Genomic DNA, 19,214 nt, shown 5'->3' with positions numbered 1-19,214 from the left:
TTTCACGCTTGGCCGAAGGTCTGGCGCTGGCCGCCGAGCCCGTCGACGGACAGTTCGACGGTGTCGCCGGGGCGCAGATACGGGCTGCCGGGCAGGCCGAGAGCCACGCCCGCGGGCGTACCGGTGTTGATCACGTCGCCCGGCTCCAGGACCATGTACCGGCTCAGGTACGACACGAGGTGGTCGACCGGGAAGATCATGTCGCTGGTGTGGCCGTCCTGCCGCTTCACACCGTTCACGCTCAGGTGCAGGCCCAGATCCTGCGGGTCGCCGATCTCGTCGGCGGTCACCAGCCACGGGCCGAGCGGGTTGAAGGTCTCGCAGGACTTGCCCAGGTCCCACTGCGACGAGTGCTCCAGCTGGAACTCACGCTCCGAGACATCGTGGCTGACCGCGTAGCCGGCGATCACGGCCCGCGCGGCGGTCGGCCCGCCGAGGTAGCGCGCCCGGCGGCCGATGACGACCGCCAGTTCGACCTCCCAGTCCGTCTTCACCGAGCCTCGGGGAATCAGCACCTCGTCGTAGGGGCCCACGACCGTGCCCGGGTCCTTCATGAACACCACCGGCCGCGGCGGGATCGGCGCGCCGGTCTCGGCGGCGTGGTCGCGGTAGTTCAGGCCGACGCAGACGACCTTGCCGGGGCGGGTGACGGGTGCTCCGATCCGCAGGCCGTCCGCGTCCAGTTCGGGCAGCGTGCCCTCCGTGACCGCCGCACGGGCCCGGTCGACACCGTCCGCGGCGAGGAAAGCGCCGTTGATGTCGGGAGCCACGGAGGACAGATCCAGCAGCCTGCCGTCGTCGGTGCGGACAGCGGGCCGCTCCTCGCCGGGCAAGCCGACTCGTAGCAGTTTCACTGGGTAACTCCCTTGCCATGGGTGGTTCGTGAGAGGTGATCGGCCATGCCGGCCGCGCTGCCATCAGCGCACCGGGCCGGATTTGCATGGGGCTTCGACGCCCTTGCAGTCATCGGAGGTATGGCCGCACGGTGACTGTAAGCACAGGAAGACCGGCTGGCAATGGAGACATCGGATGTATCTGGTCGTCGTTGGCAGTTCTGTTCCACGTCCATGGTCGATGTGTGCTGCTGTGCCCGCAAATGAGGACTGAATGCGACACCTTCCTCCGATGAATCCACCGAGCGGTCATGCGGCCCTCTTCCCTGACGGAGAGCGGAGTGTGCCTGGCGGATCTCCTGGTCTCGGCGGGTCGGTCACCGCGTCGCTCGCGTCCTGACGAGCCACCGCGCAGCGTCCCAAGTGGCTTCGTTGCCGAATTGTGAGCTGTTGCCGTTCTGTGCCCCGAGCCCCCGAGGGTGGATATAAATCCAGGTGAGAAGCGGTGGCGACGGGTGCCTCAGGGCGCCAGGGCCGGTCAGTGGCGTTCCCTGAGCCGGTGTCGCGCAAATCTGCGACCGCGCACTCTTGTCAACGCTGGCAACGCCGTCGTAACGTCCTGGTCGTCCGAGATACATCGGAGGAATGGCCCGCACGTTCCGGTGCATGCATGCGACTCGCACAGTGCGGCCGTTAGGCCTCCCCCCGTCCCTCGGGCTGCCCTCTGCTCACGCCCCCTTCTGACGTGATCTGCACGTGCCCTGTGCCGGATCCGCAGCGTGCCCGGTCGGTGGCCTCGTCCTCCCCCCGCAGGCGAGTACGCCACCTTCCACCGTCGCCCGGCGGCTCCCCGCCCTGCCTGAAGAGAGAACCCGGTCATGAAGCTCGCTCGCACTCGCTCCACCGCCGCAGCCGTCACCGCCGTCCTCGCGGCGATGTCGCTCGCCACCGCATGCAACCGTGAAGGTTCCGACTCGGTCGGCGCCGGCAGTGACAAGCCGGCCATCGGTATCGACCTGCCGCGTTCCGACTCCGACTTCTGGAACTCCTACGCGCAGTACCTGGAGAAGGGCATCAAGTCCGACGGCGTCAACGCACTGCCCCGGAGCAACTCGCAGAACGACGTCACCAAGCTGGTGGCCAACGTCCAGGTGTTCCAGAACACCGGGGCCAAGGCCGTCGTCATGGCCCCCCAGGACACCGGCGCCATCGCCTCCACCCTCGGCACTCTGTCGGCCAAGAAGATCCCGGTGGTCAGTGTCGACACCAGACCCGACTCGGGCGACGTCTACATGGTGGTCCGCGCCGACAACCGGGCGTACGGCACCAAGGCGTGCGAGTACCTCGGCAAGCAGCTGGGCGGCGAGGGCAAGGTCGCCGAGTTCCAGGGGGCCCTGGACTCCATCAACGGACGCGACCGGTCCGAGGCGTTCGCGCAGTGCATGAAGACGAAGTTCCCGAAGATCAAGGTCTTCGAGCTGCCGACCGAATGGAAGGGCGACGTGGCTTCCGCCAAGCTGCAGTCGCTCCTGGCCCAGCATCCGGACCTGAACGGCATTTACATGCAGGCCGGCGGTGTCTTCCTGCAGCCCACCCTGGCGCTGTTGGAACAGAAGAAGCTGCTCAAGCCGGCGGGCCAGGAGGGCCACATCACGATCATCTCCAACGACGGCATCCCGCAGGAGTTCGACGCCATCCGCAAGGGCCAGATCGACGCCACGATCTCCCAGCCCGCAGACCTGTACGCCAAGTACGCCCTCTACTACGCCCAGGCCGCGGTCGACGGCAAGACCTTCAAGCCGGGTGCGACCGACCACGACTCCACGATCGTCAAGATCCCGGGCGGTCTGGAGGACCAGCTGCCCGCGCCGCTGGTGACCAAGGAGAACGTGGACGACAAGTCCCTGTGGGGCAACAACGTCGGCTGACCGGCGGCAGCTCACGGCCACGGTGTGGAGAGACGGGCGGCCCCCTCTCCCCACACCGCTTCACACCCTGCATTCCCCGGCCCCCTCCGTACACGAAGGACGGTATCCACCATGGCGGACACCGCGACCGCCCGGGCGACCGGCCCCCAGCCTCCGGCCCCGGTGGCCGAGGCGACCGGCATCAGCAAACGGTTCGGCGCGACCGTCGCCCTGCGCGACGCACGGATCAGCATCACAGCGGGCGAGTCGCACGCCCTGGTCGGACGCAACGGCGCCGGAAAGTCGACGCTCGTGTCCATCCTCACCGGCCTCCAGCGGCCCGACACCGGTTCCCTGCGCTTCTCGGGCGAGGCGGCGCCGGCCGTCGGCGACATCGACGCCTGGCGCTCCCGCGTCGCCTGCGTCTACCAGCGCTCGACGATCATCGGTGACCTGACCGTCGCCGAGAACCTTTTCCTGAACCGGCAGAGCGCCGGCGCGGTGCAGCCCATCCGCTGGAAACAACTCCGGCTTCGAGCCGAGGAGTTGCTCGGTGAGTACGGCGTGGCCGTCAACCCCGCCGCGCAGGCGAAGGACCTCACCGTCGAACAGCGGCAGTTCGTCGAGATCGCCCGGGCGCTGTCCTTCGGCGCCCGCTTCATCATCCTCGACGAGCCGACCGCCAAGCTCGACGCCCGCGGCATCGACCGTCTCTTCGACAAGCTCCGCGGCCTCCAGGACCAGGGGGTCGCCTTCCTATTCATCTCCCACCACCTGCAAGAGGTCTACGACCTCTGCGCCACGGTCACTGTCTACCGCGACGCGGCCCACATCCTCACCGCGCCAGTGGCAGAGCTCGGCCACCAGCAACTGGTGGAGGCAATGACAGGCGAGTCGGCCTCCTCGGGGAGCGCCGTAGCGAGCGAGCCCTCCGCTCCCCGGACCGGCTCCGCGGAGCTGGTCGCGATCGACGGCCTCACGCTGTCCGGTGCCTGCCAGGACCTGTCCCTGTCGGTCCGCTCCGGTGAGGTGGTCGGACTTGCCGGAGCGGCGGCCAGCGGCAACGTGCAGGTGGGCGAGGCGGTCGCCGGACTCCACCGGGCCGAGGACGGCAGGATCTCCGTCGCCGGCAGGACCGTGCGGACCGGCAGTGTGCCGTCCGCCCTCGCCGCCGGGGTCGGGCTGGTCCCCGAGGACCGCCACCTCCAAGGGCTGGTCAACAACCGCAGTGTGGCGGAGAACGCCACCCTGACCGTCACCGACCAGCTCGGCCCGTTCGGCACAGTCCTGCCCTCCCGGACCAGGACCTTCGCCCAGCGCATGATCCGGGATCTCGACATCAAGACCCCCGGAGCCGCCACCCCGGTCTCCGCCCTCTCGGGCGGCAACCAGCAGAAGGTCGTCGTCGCGCGTGCCCTCGCCACCGACCCCCACGTCCTGGTGGCCATCCGGCCCACCAACGGAGTGGACGTCAAGTCCAAGGAGTTCCTGCTCGCCAGGATCCGGCAGATCGCCGACGGCGGCAAAGCCGCGCTGATCGTCTCCGACGAACTCGACGACCTCAGGGTGTGCGACCGGGTCGTCGTCATGTTCCACGGCAGCGTGGTCGCCGAGTTCGACCGCGGCTGGAAGGACGAACTCGTCGTCGCCGCCATGGAAGGCGTCGGCACCACCACCGCATCCACCGCATCCGGTAACGACGAGCACGGAAGGTAGTCATGTCCGCCACCACAGATCTCACCGAGCCCGCAACGAGTGCTGCGGAGCCGGCCGTCGCGGACACCGCACATCGCCGGGTCGAGCTGGGCCGCTTCCGTCAACTCTCCCTGGTTCCGGCCATCCTCGTCCTGATGCTGATCGGGTTCATCGTCTCGCCGGCCTTCCTCACCTCCGACAACCTCATCGGCGTGCTGCAGCAGTCCACCGAGCTGAGCCTGCTGGTCCTCGCCACGACGTTCATCCTGATCAGCGGACGGATGGATCTGTCCCTGGAGTCCACCATCGGTGTGGCTCCGGTCATCGCCGTATGGCTTGTGCTGCCCTCCAGCGGCGGCCGGTTCATGGGCCTTGGGCTGTTTCCCGAATGGATGGCGGTCCCGCTCTGCCTCCTGGTCGGCGCGGCAATCGGCGCCGTCAACGGCTTCCTCATCCTCAAGCTGCGCCTCAACGGGTTCATCGTCACCCTCGGCGCCCTGACCATGCTGCGCGGACTCCAAGTGGCCCTCTCCGAGGGCCAGTCCATCGTGGAGCTGCCGTCCTCGTTCACCTACCTGGGCAAGGCCTCCTGGCTGGGTGCCCCGGCCGCCATCTGGGTCTGCGCGATCCTGTTCGCGGCCGGCGGCGGTGCGCTGGCGTGGCTCCGGCACGGCCGGGCGCTGTACGCCATCGGCGGCAACTCGGAGGCCGCCCGCACCGCCGGCATCCGCGTCGACCGCATCGTCTGGATCGTCCTCATCATCGGCAGCGTGCTCGCCGCGTTCGCCGGCATCCTCTACAGCGGCCACTACGGCTCCATCTCCGCCACCCAGGGCAGCGGCTGGATATTCCAGGTCTTCGCCGCGACCGTCATCGGCGGTGTGAGCCTCAACGGCGGCAGGGGCTCCGTCTTCGGTGCCCTCACCGGTGTCCTCACCCTGCAGCTCGTCGTCAACGTCATGACGCTGGCCGGCGTGCCTCCGCTGTGGAACCAGTTCCTCAACGGCGCGATCATCATCGTCGCTCTGATCATCTCCCGCTTCGCCTCCGGCGAGAAGCAGGAGTAGAGCCGGCTCGCGGCGGCTCCGCCCGGCGCCCGCAGGGGGACCCGGGCGGAGCTGTGACGGTCCCTACGCTCCCCGCACAGAGAGGCACCCTCGTGGCACTGACGGACGAGGCGATGGACAAGATCAAGGCGATGATTGTCGCCGGGGAACTCGCGCCCGGCTCCCGCCTGCCCAAGGAGGACGTCCTCGCCGGCCAGCTCGGCCTGTCCCGCAACTCGCTGCGCGAGGCGGTCCGGGCGCTGACCGCCATGCGGATCCTGGTCACCCGGCAGGGCGACGGCACCTACGTCTCCAGCCTGGAGCCCCACCTCCTCCTGGAGACCCTGTCCTTCGCCGCCGACGTCTCCCAGGGGCGTACCGCCCTGCAACTGCTCCAGGTACGCAGACTGCTCGAACCCCAGGCGACCGGACTGGCCGCGTCCGTGCTGCAACCGCACGACCTCCAGGAACTCCGCGACATCCTCGACCGGTGCCGCTCCGCCGCAACCGTCGAAGAGTTCGTCGCCCACGACATCGCCTTCCACCTGCGCATTGTCGAAGCGGTCGGCAACCCAGTGCTCTCCATGCTTCTGCAGGTGCTGTCCACCCGTACGCAGCGGGTACGCATCGTCCGAGGCAGCCGGACCAGTGCCGCGCTGGACAGTGCCCACCACGACCACGAGGAGATTCTGCGCGCGCTTCAGGCACGCGACGCGCTGCTTGCCGTCTCCGCCGCCACTGTTCACATCACCGCCGTCGAGCAGTGGCTGGCGACAAGCCTCGTCGACGACCCCCTCCGCCCGACCGACGGCTGATGACCGCTCTACCTGTCCCAGTCCCTGTCGTGCTAGCGGGCTGAGCGGCGGTACTGCCCAGGGGCCTCGCCGCGGGCGCGCCGAAAGGCCCGGCTGAACGCGAAGACCGAGGTGTAGCCGACCGAGCGGGCGATGGTGTCCACAGTGTCGTCGGTGTCGCGGAGCCGGATGGCGGCCAGGTCCATCCGCCACCGGGTGAGGTAGTCGCACCCCGATCCAGGACGTGGAGGTACGGCTACTGGACGACAAGGGCCAGGACGTCGCCCCCGGGGAGATCGGCGAGCTGGCCGTGCGCGGTCCCAACCTGATGAAGGCTACTGGAACCGTCCCGAGGAGACGGCGATTGCCATCCCGGACGGCTGGCTGCGCACCGGCGACCTGGCCCGGCGGGACGAGGACGGCTACCTCTACATAGTCGACCGGAAGAAGGACATGATCATCCGCGGCGGTTACAACGTCTACCCGCGCGAGGTCGAGGAGGTTCTGCACGAGCACCCGGCCGTCGCCCTCGCCGCGGTGGTGGGTGTACCGCATCAGGCGCTCGGCGAGGAGATCGCGGCCGCGGTGGTCCTGCGCCCGGGCGCCCAGGTCACGGCCGAGGAACTGCGGCAGTACGTCAAGGACCGGGTCGCGGCCTACAAGTACCCCCGAGCTGTGTGGCTCATGGACAGGTTGCCGATGGGGCCGAGCGGCAAGATCCTCAAGCGGGAGATCCGCGCGCCGGTGTCGCCGGAGCCGACTGTCTGACTGCGCCGCCTCGAGTGATGGTGGGTGGCCCTGCGCGGAGACGCTGGCACGAATCCGCGCGCTGGGGCTGTTCTCTGAGCGCCTTGACACCTCACCGTACGACGTGGAGACCAACAGGGAGAACGCTCAGCGGCCGGGCGACGACGACCCCTGGGCCGGTCTGCACTGGGCGGTCGCCACATGCCGCGCCGGACTCCTGCCCGGGGTGACGCACACGGGAGGCGCGCCACGCGCGGTGACAGGCGACGGACGGTGCCAGGTGAGTCAGTGGTGCACGCCTCTAGACATCGGATCTATCGTCCCGCAAAGATGACTGTGCCCTCGATATGTCTTGATGCGGCTGTCACTCCCCTCGTGAAAGAGCCGATGAATGTGCCCCGGGAGAGCTCACTGTGATCAATGAATCCCAACCGCAGCGACGAAGCGTCCTCAAGTTCGGCGGTGCCCTCGCCCTGGCACCTCTGATCACTCAGCTGACCGGCGTAACCTCTGCGGGACAGGCCGTCGCCGCAGGGACCGACGCGCCGGCGGCCGTCCAATGGCCGACCCTGTCGCGCAAGGCGCTGAAGTATTCCGTCCCTGCCACGGACTGGCAGTCGCAGGCCCTGCCGATCGGCAACGGCCGGCTCGGCGCCATGCTCTTCGCCGATCCCTACGAGGAGCGCATCCAGTTCAACGAGCAGAGTCTGTGGGGCGGTGTCAACAACTACGACAACGCCCTCGCGGGCAAGCCGGACAGCGCATTCGACACCGGCATGACCGGCTTCGGCTCGTACCGGAACTTCGGTGACGTCGTCGTTTCCTTCGCTCCCCGTGCGAAGGTCACGGCCCCGGGGGGACCGTACAACACCTCCTCGTCGGAGGGTGTCGACAAGACGTACGACGGCAACTCGAGCACCAAGTGGTGCATCGTGGGGCCAGGCTCGAAGGTGCAGTGGCAGGCCGAGCTCCCCGCCCCAGTCGCGGTCGCGTCCTACAGTCTGACCAGTGCCAACGACGTGCCGCAGCGCGACCCGCAGGAATGGACATTGTCCGGTTCCGCCGACGGTGCCACCTGGACCACGCTGGACAGGCGCACTCTGGCGGCGCCCTTCGAGAGCCGCGGCCAGACAAAGGAATTCACCTGTGACAACACCGCGGCCTACCGCTTCTACCGGTTCGACTTCGTCCCCAGACCAGGGGTCAGCCACTTCCAGGTGAGCGAGATCGGTCTGTCCGGTGCCGACCTTGGCGGGGGCGGTTCGATGTACCTGTCGTCGCCGAGCGGGCACTCCAAGGGATCCGGTGCCGGGACCGGGTCCCAGGCCACGGACATCTCGAGTTCGGTGGACCGCGATCCGGCCACGGTTTGGCGGGTCGACGCCGCCGCGCCGGCGGTCGTCTGGCAGGCCGACCTGCCCCGAGTGGTCGCCGTCACCTCGTACACGCTGATGGCGGCCCCCGACCGTCCGCAGGACGACCCCCGGCGATGGGCGCTCGAGGCGTCGCAGGACGGGCATGCCTGGGTGACCCTCGACACGCAGAACCCCGGGGCGCCCTTCGCCGGCCGCGGCGAGAGACGGACCTTCCGGATCACCAACAGCACGGCCTACCGCGTCTACCGGCTCACCCTGACCCCCGGCGCGTCCTCCACCGGCTTCCAGATCGCGGAGATCGCGCTGGAAGGCAAGGGCTTCGACACGCGCACGCAGCGCACGGTCGTCGACTACCAGCGCACCCTCGACTTCGTCGAAGGTGTCCACGTCACCCGCTTCGGCGCGCCGGGACGGCGTGTCCTGCGCGAGGCCTTCGCCAGCCGGTCCGCTGACGTCATGGTCTTCCGGTACACGTCGGACAGTGCCCGGGGGCTCTCTGGAGCGATCTCGCTGACGTCCGGACAGGACAAGGCCCCCACGACCGCCGACGCCGATGCCGGGCGCATCGCCTTCAGCGGTGTCATGGGCAACGGGCTCAAGCACGCGTGCACGGTCCGGGCCGTGCACAGCGACGGTGACCTCCGCGCCGACGGGTCGGTGCTCCGGTTCAGCGGCTGCACGACCCTGACCCTGTTCCTCGACGCCCGCACCGACTACAAGCTCGACGCCGCCGCCGGATGGCGCGGAGCCGATCCGGAACCGGCCGTCGCCGCGACGCTCGACAAGGCGGCCGCCCGGTCCTACGACGAGCTGCGCGACGAGCACACTGCCGAGATGCGCGCCCTCATGAACCGTGTCTCGGTCACCTGGGGCACCACCGACGACGCCGTCGTCGCTCTGCCGACCACCGCCAGGCTGGCGCGTTACGCGGCGGGTGGGGAAGATCCGACATTCGAGCAGACGATGTTCGACTACGGCCGGTACCTGCTGATCAGTTCGTCTCGCCCGAACGGCCTGCCCGCCAACCTCCAGGGGCTGTGGAATGACAGCAACCAGCCGGCGTGGGCCTCCGACTACCACACCAACATCAATGTCCAGATGAACTACTGGGGAGCCGAGACGACGAACCTGTCGGAGTGCCATGAGGCACTCGTCCGGTTCATCGAGCAGGTGGCGGTGCCCAGTCGGGTGGCGACCCGCAACGCCTTCGGCGAGGACACGCGCGGCTGGACCGCCCGCACCAGCCAGAGCGTCTTCGGCGGGAACGCGTGGGAGTGGAACACCGTCGCGAGCGCATGGTACGCGCAACACCTGTACGAGCACTGGGCGTTCACTCAGGACCTGGTCTACCTCCGGACCGTCGCCTATCCGATGATCAAGGAGATCTGCGAGTTCTGGGAGGACCATCTCAAGGAGCGCGAGGACGGACTGCTCGTCGCACCGAACGGCTGGTCCCCCGAGCACGGGCCGCGCGAGGACGGCGTCATGTACGACCAGCAGATCATCTGGGACCTGTTCCAGAACTACCTCGACTGCGAGGCGGCGCTCGATGCGGATCCCGCCTACCGGGCCAAGGTCGCGGACCTGCAGGCGCGCCTCGCGCCGAACAAGATCGGCCGGTGGGGTCAGCTGCAGGAGTGGCAGGAGGACATCGACAGCCCCACCGACATCCACCGCCACACCTCGCACCTCTTCGCGGTCTACCCGGGCCGCCAGATCACCCCGAAGGCGCCCGACTTCGCGGCCGCCGCCCTGGTCTCGCTCAAGGCACGGTGCGGCGAGAAGGAAGGCGTCCCGTTCACGGCGGCGACGGTGTCGGGCGACAGCCGCCGCTCGTGGACCTGGCCTTGGCGGGCGGCCCTCTTCGCCCGCCTCGGTGACGGGCAGCGCGCCCAGATCATGCTCCGCGGACTGCTGACCTACAACACGCTGCCCAACATGTTCTGCAACCACCCGCCCTTCCAGATGGACGGCAACTTCGGCATCTCGGGCGCCGTGGCGGAGATGCTCCTGCAGAGCCACGACGGCGTCATCCACCTGCTGCCCGCCCTGCCGAACGCATGGAAGGCCGAGGGTTCCTTCACCGGACTCCGCGCCCGTGGCGGCTACGAGATCAGCTGTCAGTGGCGGGACGGGGAGGTCACGTCCTACGAAATCGTGGCCGACCGGGCGCGCAACCGGGGGAACATCACCGTGCGGGTGAACGGCGTCGACCAGAAGGTGAAGCCGATCAAGCCCTGACGGCGGCACCGGATCGCTGCCGCGGCCATGCCGACGGCCGTGCGCCGCCCGAAGCGGAGCGGCTCGGGCCGTCGGCTCGACGCTGTCCACACCGGATCCTGGAGGCCGGCGCCGGAACACGTCACGAGGCTTCGCAGCCGCCGAGAACCGTCAGTCGCATGCAAGGACCGTCGAGCCGGGTCCCGGTGGCCGGTTGGTGATCAGTCCTTGCCCATCTGGTCCTCGGGCGAGAGGTGTTCCACCGTCCTGCCGGTCTCGGTGAACGTCCGTGTCACATGGCCCGAGGAGTACACCCACAGAATGCGCAGCGGGGTGCTGCCGATGTTGCGGAAGAGATGCGGGACCGGCGATGGAATGTAGGTGGTGTCGAACCGCTCCAGCCTGGTCACCTCGCCGTCCACCCAGACCTCCGCCTCGCCGTCGAGGACCGTCACGTGCTCGTCGCAGTTGTGCGAGTGCAACGGCGCGCCGGAGCCGACCGGGTACACACTCATCCCGCTGGTGATCCGGTTCTCCCCGCCCGCCGAGGGCGTGGTGATCAGCGGCGTGGTCACCACGGCCCCGCCTCGGTCGAGCAGCGGCACCGACGCGACCTTGATGATCGTGGTCATCTGGGATTCCTCTCCACTTCACGCTGTTGCGTCGAAGTCGTTAGGTCGCGCCCGCGTGAATGGGTGCCCTCCGGCATGCAGTTTTACCTTGCATTCCGGGAGGGGTGAGCTCTTCCGTGAAGTTTCCCCAAGGCCACGTAGTTAAGGGATTTCCGCCGCTGTCAAGGGGGTTGATGCAGGTCTGAGGCCTGAAGCAACGGTGCTCTCGTTGTACTGCTCCTCGTCTAAGACAGCAGACAGGAGAGCCCCGTTGGCCCCATATCGCGTACTACCTGTGGCAGACGGTGTTCCGGAGGGACTGATCGCTTCGTCACGCGGGCGATACGCGCCCGCGCACCTGGGCGAGTTGGGTACGTTGCTGCCGCCGGAGCTGATCGATGCGGTACTGGAGGAGCACGGAGGCCGGCACTCACGGCTCCGCGATCTTCCTTCGCGCTGTGGGGTGTACTTCGTTCTCGCGATGTGCCTGTTCCCTGAGGTCGGCTACGGCCTTGTGTGGCGCAAGCTCACCGCCGCTCTGGGCTCGTTGTCCATGGTGGATCCGACGGCGAAGGCCCTGCGCGATCTACGCCGGCGCATCGGCATCGCCCCGATGCGAGCCTTGTACGAGACCGTGGCGGGACCGCTCGCCCAGCCTTCCACCCCGGGAGTACGTCACGGTCGGTACCGCACAGTGTCCTTCGACGGCTGCTCCTCCGCGATCAGGCTGCCCGACAGCGGTGCGAACCGGGCGGCCTTCGGCCGGCACGGCGGCTGGCCGATGCTCCGGCTGATGACCCTGGTCGAGACCGGCACCCGGGCACTGATCGGCTCGTGCTTCGGTCCACCCAGCGAGGGCGAGGCGGCCTACGCCCGCCGCCTGCTGCACCTGTTGACGCCGGACATGCTCGTGCTGTGGGACAAGGGCTTCGATGGCAACGACTTCCTCGCCGAGACCTGCGCCACCGGCGCGAAGGTGCTGGGAAGACTCAAGTCCAACCGGATCACCCCGGTCCTGGCCCGCCTCGACGACGACTCCTACCTCTCCCGGCTCGGCACCGTGGCAGTCCGCGTCATCGAGGCTCGGATCACCGTGACCTGCGCAGACAAGACCACCTTCACGGGCTCCTACCGGCTGATCACCACGCTCACCGACCCCCGGCGCCACCCCGCCCGCACCCTCGTCTCCCTCTACCACGAACGCTGGGAACACGAATCCGCGTACTACGTGTTGCGTCACACCCTGATGGACAGTCGCGTCCTGCGCTCGAAGGACCCCGCCGGCGTCGAACAGGAGGTGTGGGCCACCCTCACCCTCTACCAGCTCCTGCGCACCGCCATGGTCGACGCCGTCGAGACCCGTCCGGACATCGATCCTGACCGGGCCGGTTTCACCGTCGCCCTCCAGGCAGCCCGCGACCAGATCATCCTCGCCGCACCCGCCACGGGCGGCCTCGGACGAGCCACCGAGATCGGACGCCGCGTCCTCGACTCCCTGCTCCCGGCCCGCCGCCCACGCGTCAGCACTCGCAAGGTCAAGTCCACCACCGTCCGCTACGCGGAGCGCCTCAACGACGGTCGCCCCGACCGTTCCACCCCGATCACTCGTCTCACCACGGAAGTCCTGCCCCCTCCAGAACGGAGCGAGTACCCCGAGACCACCACGGACGAGCGCACCCTGCCCAGGGCTTCACCCCAGCGCCGCAGCGAGAAAATCATCGCCTTCCTGCACTCCGAACCCGACCGAACCTGGAGTGCCAAGGAGTTCTCGCGCCTCCTCGGTGACATCACCGTCCAGTCCATCTACCGCCAGCTCAGCCGCCTGGCCGACCGCGGTCTCATCATCAAGGTCGGCCCTGCGGCTTACGCCCTCCCAACCCCCTTGACAGCGGCGGAAATCCCTTAACTACCTGGCCTTGGGGAAGGTTCAGTCGGCGTGTCTTCATGGGCCGCGACAACCTCCTGGTGCGAGCATCTTGACGCCGTCGCCGCCGAACTCGATGGCCGCCCACGCAAAACGCTCGGCTGGGAAACCCCAGCCGAGCGCCTGCAAAACTGCTCGCGGCCTGATCGACACGACCACGTATTGCAGCGCCCTCTGAAACCGCCGTGGTAGCGGGCCTTACGCCCGTGGCGGGACGGCAGACGAGCTCAGAGCTGGGTTTCGCCGCCATCCACGGCCAGCTCGATGCCGGTGGTGTACGTGGCATCGAAGGCGAGGAATGCGGCCGCCTTGGCGAACTCTTCGACGGTGCCGTAGCGCTTCATAGGGTTGCTCGCGGTCCGCTCCGCCCTGAACTGGTCAGCGGCCTCTTTGGACAAGTTCATCGTTTCCAGAATCCCCGAGTCGATGGGACCCGGGCTGATCGCATTGACACGGATTCCCCGCGGAAGCAGCTCCCGGGAGAAGGTGCGGGCCATCGAGCGCAGCGCCGCCTTGCCGGCCGCATAGACGCTGGTGTCCACCATGCCGATGACGTTCGCGATCGAGGTGGTGAGGACGATGCCAGCGTTCGCGCTCAGCAGCGGAGCGAGCTTCTGCACAGTGAAGAAGGCGCCCTTGACGTTGATCGCGAACAGCTCGTCGTACACGTCCTCGGTCGTCGACTCGAGGGGCGTGAGGGGTGAGATGCCGGCGTTGACGAACAAAGCCTCGATCGAGCCGAGCTCGCTCTTTACACGGCCGGCGAGCATATCCAGGTCGGACAGTGAGGCCACATCCGTCCGGACGGCCACGGCATTCTCGCCGAGCCGCTCGCGTGCCGCGTCGAGCTTGGCCTGAGAACGGCCGGTGATCACCACGCGGGCTCCGCCTTGCACCAGCAGCTCCGCCAGCGCGAGCCCCATGCCGCTGCTGCCACCCGTGATCACCACCTTCTTGTCGCTGTACTTACCCATACCGAGGTTGCTCCGTTCCATCATCAAAAACATGTCGATATATCTGGATGTCGCCGTTCATGAAGCGAATCAGCCGAGGGTTTCGATCTTCATGTCGCCTGTGGTGACCGTGCGGATGTGATCGCTGGCGAGCAGGTCGTGCGGATTGCCGAGGTCGATGGCGCTGACCTCGTCGAGGCGGGCCAGCTGGGAAGGAGTGAGGTCGACCTGCAGGGCACCCAGGTTGTCCTCCAGCTGCGCGATGGTGCGGGCGCCGATGATGGGTGCCGTCACGCCCGGGGCGTTCAGGGTCCAGGCCAGTGCGACCTGGGCGGGTGTGCGGCCCAGCTCCGAGGCCACCTCCTTCACCGCATCGGCAATGGCAAGGTTGCGGTCGGTGACCCATCCCAGGGCGGCGTTGAGGCTCTTGCGGTTGCTGGCGGTTTCGCCGACAACGGAGCCCGCCGGGTTCTGGTCCTCCCGGCTGTACTTGCCGGTGAGCACCCCGCCGCCCAACGGGGAGAAGGGGACCACGCCGAGTCCCATCTCGCGTGCCATCGGGATCAGTTCACGCTCCGCGGTGCGCCCGATCAGGCTGTACTCGGTCTCCAGTGCGACCAGTGGCGACCAGCCGCGCAGGTCGGCGATCGCCTGCATGCGCGACACCTGCCAGGCCGGGGCGCTGGAGATCGCCACGTACAGCACCTTGCCCTGCCTCACCAGGTCGTCCAGGCCCCGCAGGATCTCCTCCACCGGCGTCCTGAAGTCCCATACGTTCACGTAGAGCAGATCGATGTAGTCGGTGTTCAGCTGCCGCAGACTGGCTTCCACCGACGCCAGCATGCTCTTGCGGTGGGTACCCCCGGAATTCGGGTCACCGGGCTGACGCAGCGTCGAGTACTTCGTCGCCAGCACCATCTTGTCGCGGTTGGTGCGGGCGAATTCGCCGAGCAGTCGCTCGGAACTGCCGTTGGTGTAGGTGCTGGCGGTGTCGAAGAAGTTGCCGCCGAGCTCGGTGTAGCGGTCGAAGAGCTTGCGCGCCTCGTCGCGCTCGGCGCCCCAGCCCCACTCGGTGCCGAAGGTCGCCGTGCCCAGCGCCAGCGGTGAGACCCGGAGTCCGGAACGGCCCAGCAGCCGATAAGTGTCGAGAGTGAGTGCCATCGTGTTCTCCTGTGAGGTGCGGTTCGTGGCGTTCGAGAGGTGCGGATTGGTGGTCGACTCGCCCGGGTTTCAGGCGCCGAGCCCGTAGCCGCCGGCCACGGTGATGTCCTGGCCGGTGATGTAGCCGGCGGCGTCCGAGGCGAGGAAGGCGACTGCTTCCGCGACCTCCTGGCTGGATCCGAAGCGCTCGAAGGGGATCTTCGAGCGCATGGCGTCCCGGCCGCTCTCCGGCACCCCCAGCTTGTTGAGCAGCGGGGTGTCGGTGGCCCCGGGGCTCACGGCGTTGACGCGAATCCTGCGCGGGGCCAGTTCCAGCGCGAGCGAGGGCAGCATGGCCAGCAGCGCGCCGCGTGTCGCCGCCCCCACCGTGGCGCCAGGGGTGCCGCGACGGGATCCGATGCCGACGGTCAGCACGATCGAGCCGCCGTCGTTCATGAGGGGAAGGGCCTTTTGGAGGGTGAAGTACTGGCCCTTGAAGTTGAGGTCGGCGTGCTCGTCGAACGATTCCTCCGTCACCTCGGCAACCGGTGCCGGACGGAAGATCCCGGCGTTGAGGAAGAGCAGGTCCAGCGATCCGAACCGCGCCGACACCGCCGACATCAGGGCGTCGGTGTCGGAGAGCACGCGCCCGTCGGATCGGACGACGAGCACGTCGCCGGGGAGCTCGGACTGCGCCCGCGCGAGGGACTCGGGATTCTGTCCGGTGACCGCGACCTGGTAGCCGCGGGCGTGCAGCAGCACGGCCGTCGCTCTGCCGATCCCGGTCGTCCCCCCGGTGATGAGAGCTGTAGGCATGGCAAACCTTTCGTCGCTGAAGGGAGGGTGAGACCACCTGTAATCGGGGAACTCCCCGGTTGTCTCACCGTACACTGAACCGGGGACATCCCCGAATCGTTCCCGAGCCTCATCCGACACTCACGATCGCGAAGGTCATGACACCTCCACGCAGCACCCTGCGCGCCGACGCGCAGCGCAACCGCGAGCAGTTGATCGCCACGGCCGCCGAAGCCTTCGCCTCCGGACGCCCGATCTCGCTGGACGCGATCGCCAAACGCGCGGGAGTGGGGAACGCCACCCTGTACCGGCACTTCCCCACCCGAGAGGATCTGGTCGAAGAGGTCTACCGGGACCAGATCCGCCCCTTGCGCGAAGACGCGCGCACCCTGCTGGCTACCAAGCCGCCCGCACAGGCCCTCCACGCGTGGATGCTCCGATTCGCCGACTGGGCCGGCGAACGACGCGGCATCTGCGAGGCCCTGGTCGCCATGAGCGCTTCCGGCCGCTTCGGCACCGGACCGGTCTGCGACGAGGTCCAGCAAGTCCTGGCGATGGTGCTCGAAGCCGGCGCCACAGCAGGAGAACTGCGCAGCGACATCGACCCGGTCGAGGTAGGCGGCATCCTCGCCGGTTTGCTCTCCGTGGCCGGCGCACCCGAGCAGCGCCCCCAACTGAACCGCATGCTGGACGTCGTCGTCGACGGACTCAGGCCCCGCTAAGGCATACGCCGGCGGTTCGGCGAGGCGTCGGCCTATGCCGGACGGCATGGCTGCTGCCACGGCGGTCGTGGTACCCCAGACCTTGGTGAGGACCGTCGGGATGGTTGCCTACGTTCGGCTCGTTCCCCGCCTCGCGACAGCGCCCGAACGGCTCGTCAGGTGTTCCTGCCGTCGCCGCCCAACGGAGACCACCGAGGTGCGCCGCTCAAGGGGATCACCGAGGTGGACCCAGAAGCCGCCAGTAGTTGATCTTGGAGGCGTCAGCGCTTCCGGCGGGCGGCGGGGTCGCGTTCGGCGACGTGTCGGGCGACTGCGTCGACGCCGGGGCGGGCGTAGCGTTCCAGGGAGCGGACGGATGCGTGGCGGGAGCGGGCCAGCAGCATCGGGGTGGAGGTGCCGCCCTCAGCGTCGTGTGTCAGGGCACTGTGGCGGAGCCGATGGAGCGTCCAGCCGTTCAGGTCCTCGATGTCCTCGGGCGAGGCGAGAGGGTTGGCCAGCAGTCGGGTGTTCTCCTCGAAGATTTCCTCGGCCCGGCGATAGGAGAGCCGGGCCCGGCCGGTCTCGGAGCACACGTCCAGCGTGGGTGTTCCGGCCGGGGCCTTGCGGTCGGTGAGGAACAGCGGGCCGCGGGTGCGACGGGCGATCAGTCGGGGCAGGAGCTGGACGGTGCCGGACTGCCAGTGAATCCACTCGATCGCCCCGCCCTTGGCGGTGATCCTGCCGCGCTTGTCCTGCGGATATAGGTCCTCCACGTTCAGGCACAGCACCTCATCGGCGCGGGCCGCCGACTCGTAGAGCATCTTCCAGAACGTCTTCTCCGCAGCGAGACGTCCAGCCGCCACAGGGCGGCGATCTGTTCCTCAGCAAGGGCCTTGGTGCGGTCGGGCGGTGCCGGCCGTCGCTCGATGCCGATCGTGGGGTCGGATTCGATCCATCCCTGGCGCCTCCACCAGCCGATTGCCTTGCGCGCGATGGACAACTCCCGGTTGACGGTGTCGGCGTCCATCTCGTCCGCCCGCGCCGCCGCCAGCTCGGCCAGCACCTCGGGCAGGGCTGGGTCGTCGATCGCGGTGAGGGGGGAAGACGGGCGGCTTCGCGCCTCGGCGGGCGGGTCCGGTCGGCGCCGGTTCCCCGGCGAGCATCCATCCCCATGTCGTCAGCGAGATCCGGTAGGTCCGCGCGGAGGACTTCGCGATGCCCGCGCCGGTGAGGTACCGCTCGACCGCTGCGGTGTACGACGAGGGCGGGGCGGACAGAGGCATCACCCGGGCGCGCGGCAGCCGGAGCGCACACCCGCTCCCGAGTTCGGTCACTGGTTCGATCGTCATGTCCGTCCCGCCCTTCCGGTGCTGCCGCAGGAAATGCGTACACCTCGCCCCGGTGGCCGGAATCGTCCGTCGCAGGTCGGGATGATCACGGTAGGTGCTCTGCCGCAGTGAATCCGGTATTTACTGCGGCACCATCCTGGCGAGTCACTAGGCGCGCCGGAAGTCCGATAAGTGAACCTCGAAGCTGAATCGCTGCCACCGCCGATCGCTGTGCCGTCGACCCTCGCCCCCGCCCCAGCCCCGAGCCTCACCCTGCGCTACATGTCCGTTCGCCGTAGCTATACGAGAACAGGGCCGTGACGCCTTCCAAGCTTCAAGATCATCCCGTGCCCCCTTTTGGGCTTACCTCGGCGATCCCCCTGGATGAGGTCTTCATCAAGATCAACAGGCGGTTGCAGTACCTGTGGCGGGCCGTCGACCAGGACGGGGACGTCCTGGACATCCTTGTGGGAACCGGCGGGACAAGGCCGCCGCCCGACGCTTCTTCCTCAGGCTCCGCAAGAAGATTTGCACGGTGCCGTGGGTGATCGTCACCGACAAGCTCCGCTCCTACGGCGCCTCCCACCGCGAGGTCATGCCCTCCGTCGAGCACCGCTGTCACAAGGGCCTGAACAACCGGGCGGAGGACAGCCACCAGCCCACCAGGCAGCGCGAACGGGCGATGAAAGGCTTCCGCTCAGGGGCGGAGCACAGCGGTTCCTGTCCGCATTCAGCGGCATCTCACCCCACTTCCGGCCCCGCCGCCACGACCTGACCTCAGCCCGAACCCGACTCCACCACGCCCCGGCACACTGTCCGACACCCTCACACCCAACAACGTGACAACGCCCTCCGGCGTAATGTTCGATTGCGCGCCGGTAGCCCTAGACCCGGGGATCGTCGCTGGTGGCGGCCAGGACCTGCAGCAGGGTGCTCACGGCCTCCCGGGCCTCGCCGACCTTGTACAGCGCCATGGCCAGGAACGACCGCAGAGCAGGATCCCCGGGGAACTCCTCCAGACCGCGGCGCTGACAACGCACCGCCTCCTCCTAGTAGGGCTTGGTCAGGTCGGTATGGGGTCTGGCATGTCGCGGTGACAGGTGGGGCAGGCGCCGGTCCAGACCGCGAGGAGTAACTGCAGTTC

General features: G+C 68.3%; 14 protein-coding genes and 3 pseudogenes. 9 read left to right on the top strand and 8 right to left on the bottom strand.

The features are described 5' to 3' along the window. Positions 1–2 precede the first annotated feature (2 nt). Positions 3–854 (bottom strand): fumarylacetoacetate hydrolase family protein, encoded by an 852-nt coding sequence (locus KUM49_RS05290; protein WP_217235514.1) that lies wholly within the window; start codon positions 852–854, stop codon positions 3–5. An 857-nt stretch (positions 855–1,711) separates the two neighbouring features. Between KUM49_RS05290 and KUM49_RS05285 the strand changes: the two genes are divergently transcribed. The 4 genes from KUM49_RS05285 (at position 1,712) to KUM49_RS05270 (ending at position 6,296) form a co-directional block, all read left to right on the top strand. Then, positions 1,712–2,761, top strand: coding sequence for a sugar ABC transporter substrate-binding protein (locus KUM49_RS05285; protein WP_217235513.1), 1,050 nt, complete (start codon positions 1,712–1,714; stop codon positions 2,759–2,761). A 111-nt stretch (positions 2,762–2,872) separates the two neighbouring features. After that, on the top strand, positions 2,873–4,456 hold the full coding sequence (locus KUM49_RS05280; RefSeq protein WP_217235512.1) for a sugar ABC transporter ATP-binding protein: 1,584 nt from the start codon (positions 2,873–2,875) through the stop codon (positions 4,454–4,456). Positions 4,457–4,458: 2 nt separating this feature from the next. Continuing rightward, complete coding sequence (locus KUM49_RS05275) at positions 4,459–5,502, top strand: ABC transporter permease (RefSeq protein ID WP_217235511.1); 1,044 nt, start codon at positions 4,459–4,461, stop codon at positions 5,500–5,502. A gap of 92 nt (positions 5,503–5,594) precedes the next feature. Beyond that, a complete protein-coding gene (locus KUM49_RS05270; RefSeq protein WP_217235510.1) occupies positions 5,595–6,296 on the top strand; it encodes a FadR/GntR family transcriptional regulator in 702 nt (233 codons plus the stop codon). Between the two features lie 32 nt (positions 6,297–6,328). Here the strand turns inward: KUM49_RS05270 and KUM49_RS05265 are convergent. Beyond that, positions 6,329–6,490 (bottom strand): annotated as a pseudogene (locus tag KUM49_RS05265) (helix-turn-helix domain-containing protein); the annotation flags it as partial. A gap of 14 nt (positions 6,491–6,504) precedes the next feature. On the opposite strand from KUM49_RS05265, the pseudogene KUM49_RS05260 reads away from it, so the two are divergent. Both KUM49_RS05260 and KUM49_RS05255 read left to right on the top strand, forming a co-directional pair. Continuing rightward, positions 6,505–7,043: pseudogene (locus KUM49_RS05260) on the top strand (AMP-binding protein); the annotation flags it as partial. 392 nt (positions 7,044–7,435) lie between these two features. Beyond that, positions 7,436–10,639: a glycoside hydrolase N-terminal domain-containing protein gene (locus tag KUM49_RS05255; RefSeq protein WP_217235508.1), complete on the top strand. Its 3,204-nt coding sequence runs from the start codon at positions 7,436–7,438 to the stop codon at positions 10,637–10,639. 200 nt (positions 10,640–10,839) lie between these two features. Here the strand turns inward: KUM49_RS05255 and KUM49_RS05250 are convergent, their stop codons facing one another. Continuing rightward, positions 10,840–11,250 (bottom strand): cupin domain-containing protein, encoded by a 411-nt coding sequence (locus KUM49_RS05250; RefSeq protein WP_217235507.1) that lies wholly within the window; start codon positions 11,248–11,250, stop codon positions 10,840–10,842. 274 nt (positions 11,251–11,524) lie between these two features. Here KUM49_RS05250 and KUM49_RS05245 point away from each other — a divergent pair, with 274 nt between their 5' ends. Beyond that, positions 11,525–13,135 carry an IS4 family transposase gene (locus KUM49_RS05245; protein WP_217235506.1) on the top strand — a complete coding sequence of 537 codons (1,611 nt, stop codon included), beginning with the start codon at positions 11,525–11,527 and terminating at the stop codon, positions 13,133–13,135. Positions 13,136–13,380: 245 nt separating this feature from the next. Here KUM49_RS05245 and KUM49_RS05240 read toward each other — a convergent pair whose 3' ends face one another. The 3 genes from KUM49_RS05240 to KUM49_RS05230 form a co-directional block, all read right to left on the bottom strand. Continuing rightward, the gene (locus tag KUM49_RS05240) at positions 13,381–14,127 is read right to left on the bottom strand and encodes an SDR family oxidoreductase (RefSeq protein WP_217235505.1); all 747 of its coding nucleotides are present in this window, start codon (positions 14,125–14,127) and stop codon (positions 13,381–13,383) included. Positions 14,128–14,196: 69 nt separating this feature from the next. After that, entirely contained in the window at positions 14,197–15,267 is a 1,071-nt protein-coding gene (locus tag KUM49_RS05235; RefSeq protein WP_217235504.1) for an aldo/keto reductase, read from the bottom strand. Positions 15,268–15,336: 69 nt separating this feature from the next. Continuing rightward, the gene (locus tag KUM49_RS05230) at positions 15,337–16,062 is read right to left on the bottom strand and encodes an SDR family oxidoreductase (RefSeq protein ID WP_217235503.1); all 726 of its coding nucleotides are present in this window, start codon (positions 16,060–16,062) and stop codon (positions 15,337–15,339) included. Positions 16,063–16,199: 137 nt separating this feature from the next. On the opposite strand from KUM49_RS05230, the gene KUM49_RS05225 reads away from it, so the two are divergent. Next, complete coding sequence (locus KUM49_RS05225) at positions 16,200–16,763, top strand: TetR/AcrR family transcriptional regulator (protein ID WP_217235502.1); 564 nt, start codon at positions 16,200–16,202, stop codon at positions 16,761–16,763. A gap of 260 nt (positions 16,764–17,023) precedes the next feature. On the opposite strand, the gene KUM49_RS05220 is transcribed toward KUM49_RS05225, so the two are convergent. Beyond that, positions 17,024–17,605: a site-specific integrase gene (locus KUM49_RS05220; protein ID WP_308406549.1), complete on the bottom strand. Its 582-nt coding sequence runs from the start codon at positions 17,603–17,605 to the stop codon at positions 17,024–17,026. A gap of 845 nt (positions 17,606–18,450) precedes the next feature. Between KUM49_RS05220 and KUM49_RS05215 the strand changes: the two are divergent. Continuing rightward, positions 18,451–18,913 (top strand): annotated as a pseudogene (locus tag KUM49_RS05215) (transposase); the annotation flags it as partial. A gap of 41 nt (positions 18,914–18,954) precedes the next feature. Here the strand turns inward: KUM49_RS05215 and KUM49_RS05210 are convergent. Next, positions 18,955–19,110, bottom strand: a complete 156-nt coding sequence (locus KUM49_RS05210; RefSeq protein WP_217235501.1) for a tetratricopeptide repeat protein — start codon at positions 19,108–19,110, stop codon at positions 18,955–18,957. Positions 19,111–19,214: the final 104 nt, after the last annotated feature.

It is taken from the genome of Streptomyces sp. AC555_RSS877, assembly GCF_019049245.1.
Taxonomy (GTDB): Bacteria; Actinomycetota; Actinomycetes; order Streptomycetales; family Streptomycetaceae; genus Streptomyces.
This window is presented reverse-complemented; position numbering and strand designations above follow the sequence as displayed.

Excerpts from the sequence above, each read along its gene's own strand:
- KUM49_RS05225 (WP_217235502.1), top strand. The coding sequence starts at position 16,200 with ATGACACCTCCACGCAGCACCCTGCGCGCCGACGCGCAGCGCAACCGC.
- KUM49_RS05235 (WP_217235504.1), bottom strand. The coding sequence starts at position 15,267 with ATGGCACTCACTCTCGACACTTATCGGCTGCTGGGCCGTTCCGGACTC.
- KUM49_RS05285 (WP_217235513.1), top strand. The coding sequence starts at position 1,712 with ATGAAGCTCGCTCGCACTCGCTCCACCGCCGCAGCCGTCACCGCCGTC.
- KUM49_RS05280 (WP_217235512.1), top strand. The coding sequence starts at position 2,873 with ATGGCGGACACCGCGACCGCCCGGGCGACCGGCCCCCAGCCTCCGGCC.
- KUM49_RS05230 (WP_217235503.1), bottom strand. The coding sequence starts at position 16,062 with ATGCCTACAGCTCTCATCACCGGGGGGACGACCGGGATCGGCAGAGCG.
- KUM49_RS05250 (WP_217235507.1), bottom strand. The coding sequence starts at position 11,250 with ATGACCACGATCATCAAGGTCGCGTCGGTGCCGCTGCTCGACCGAGGC.
- KUM49_RS05240 (WP_217235505.1), bottom strand. The coding sequence starts at position 14,127 with ATGGGTAAGTACAGCGACAAGAAGGTGGTGATCACGGGTGGCAGCAGC.
- KUM49_RS05275 (WP_217235511.1), top strand. The coding sequence starts at position 4,459 with ATGTCCGCCACCACAGATCTCACCGAGCCCGCAACGAGTGCTGCGGAG.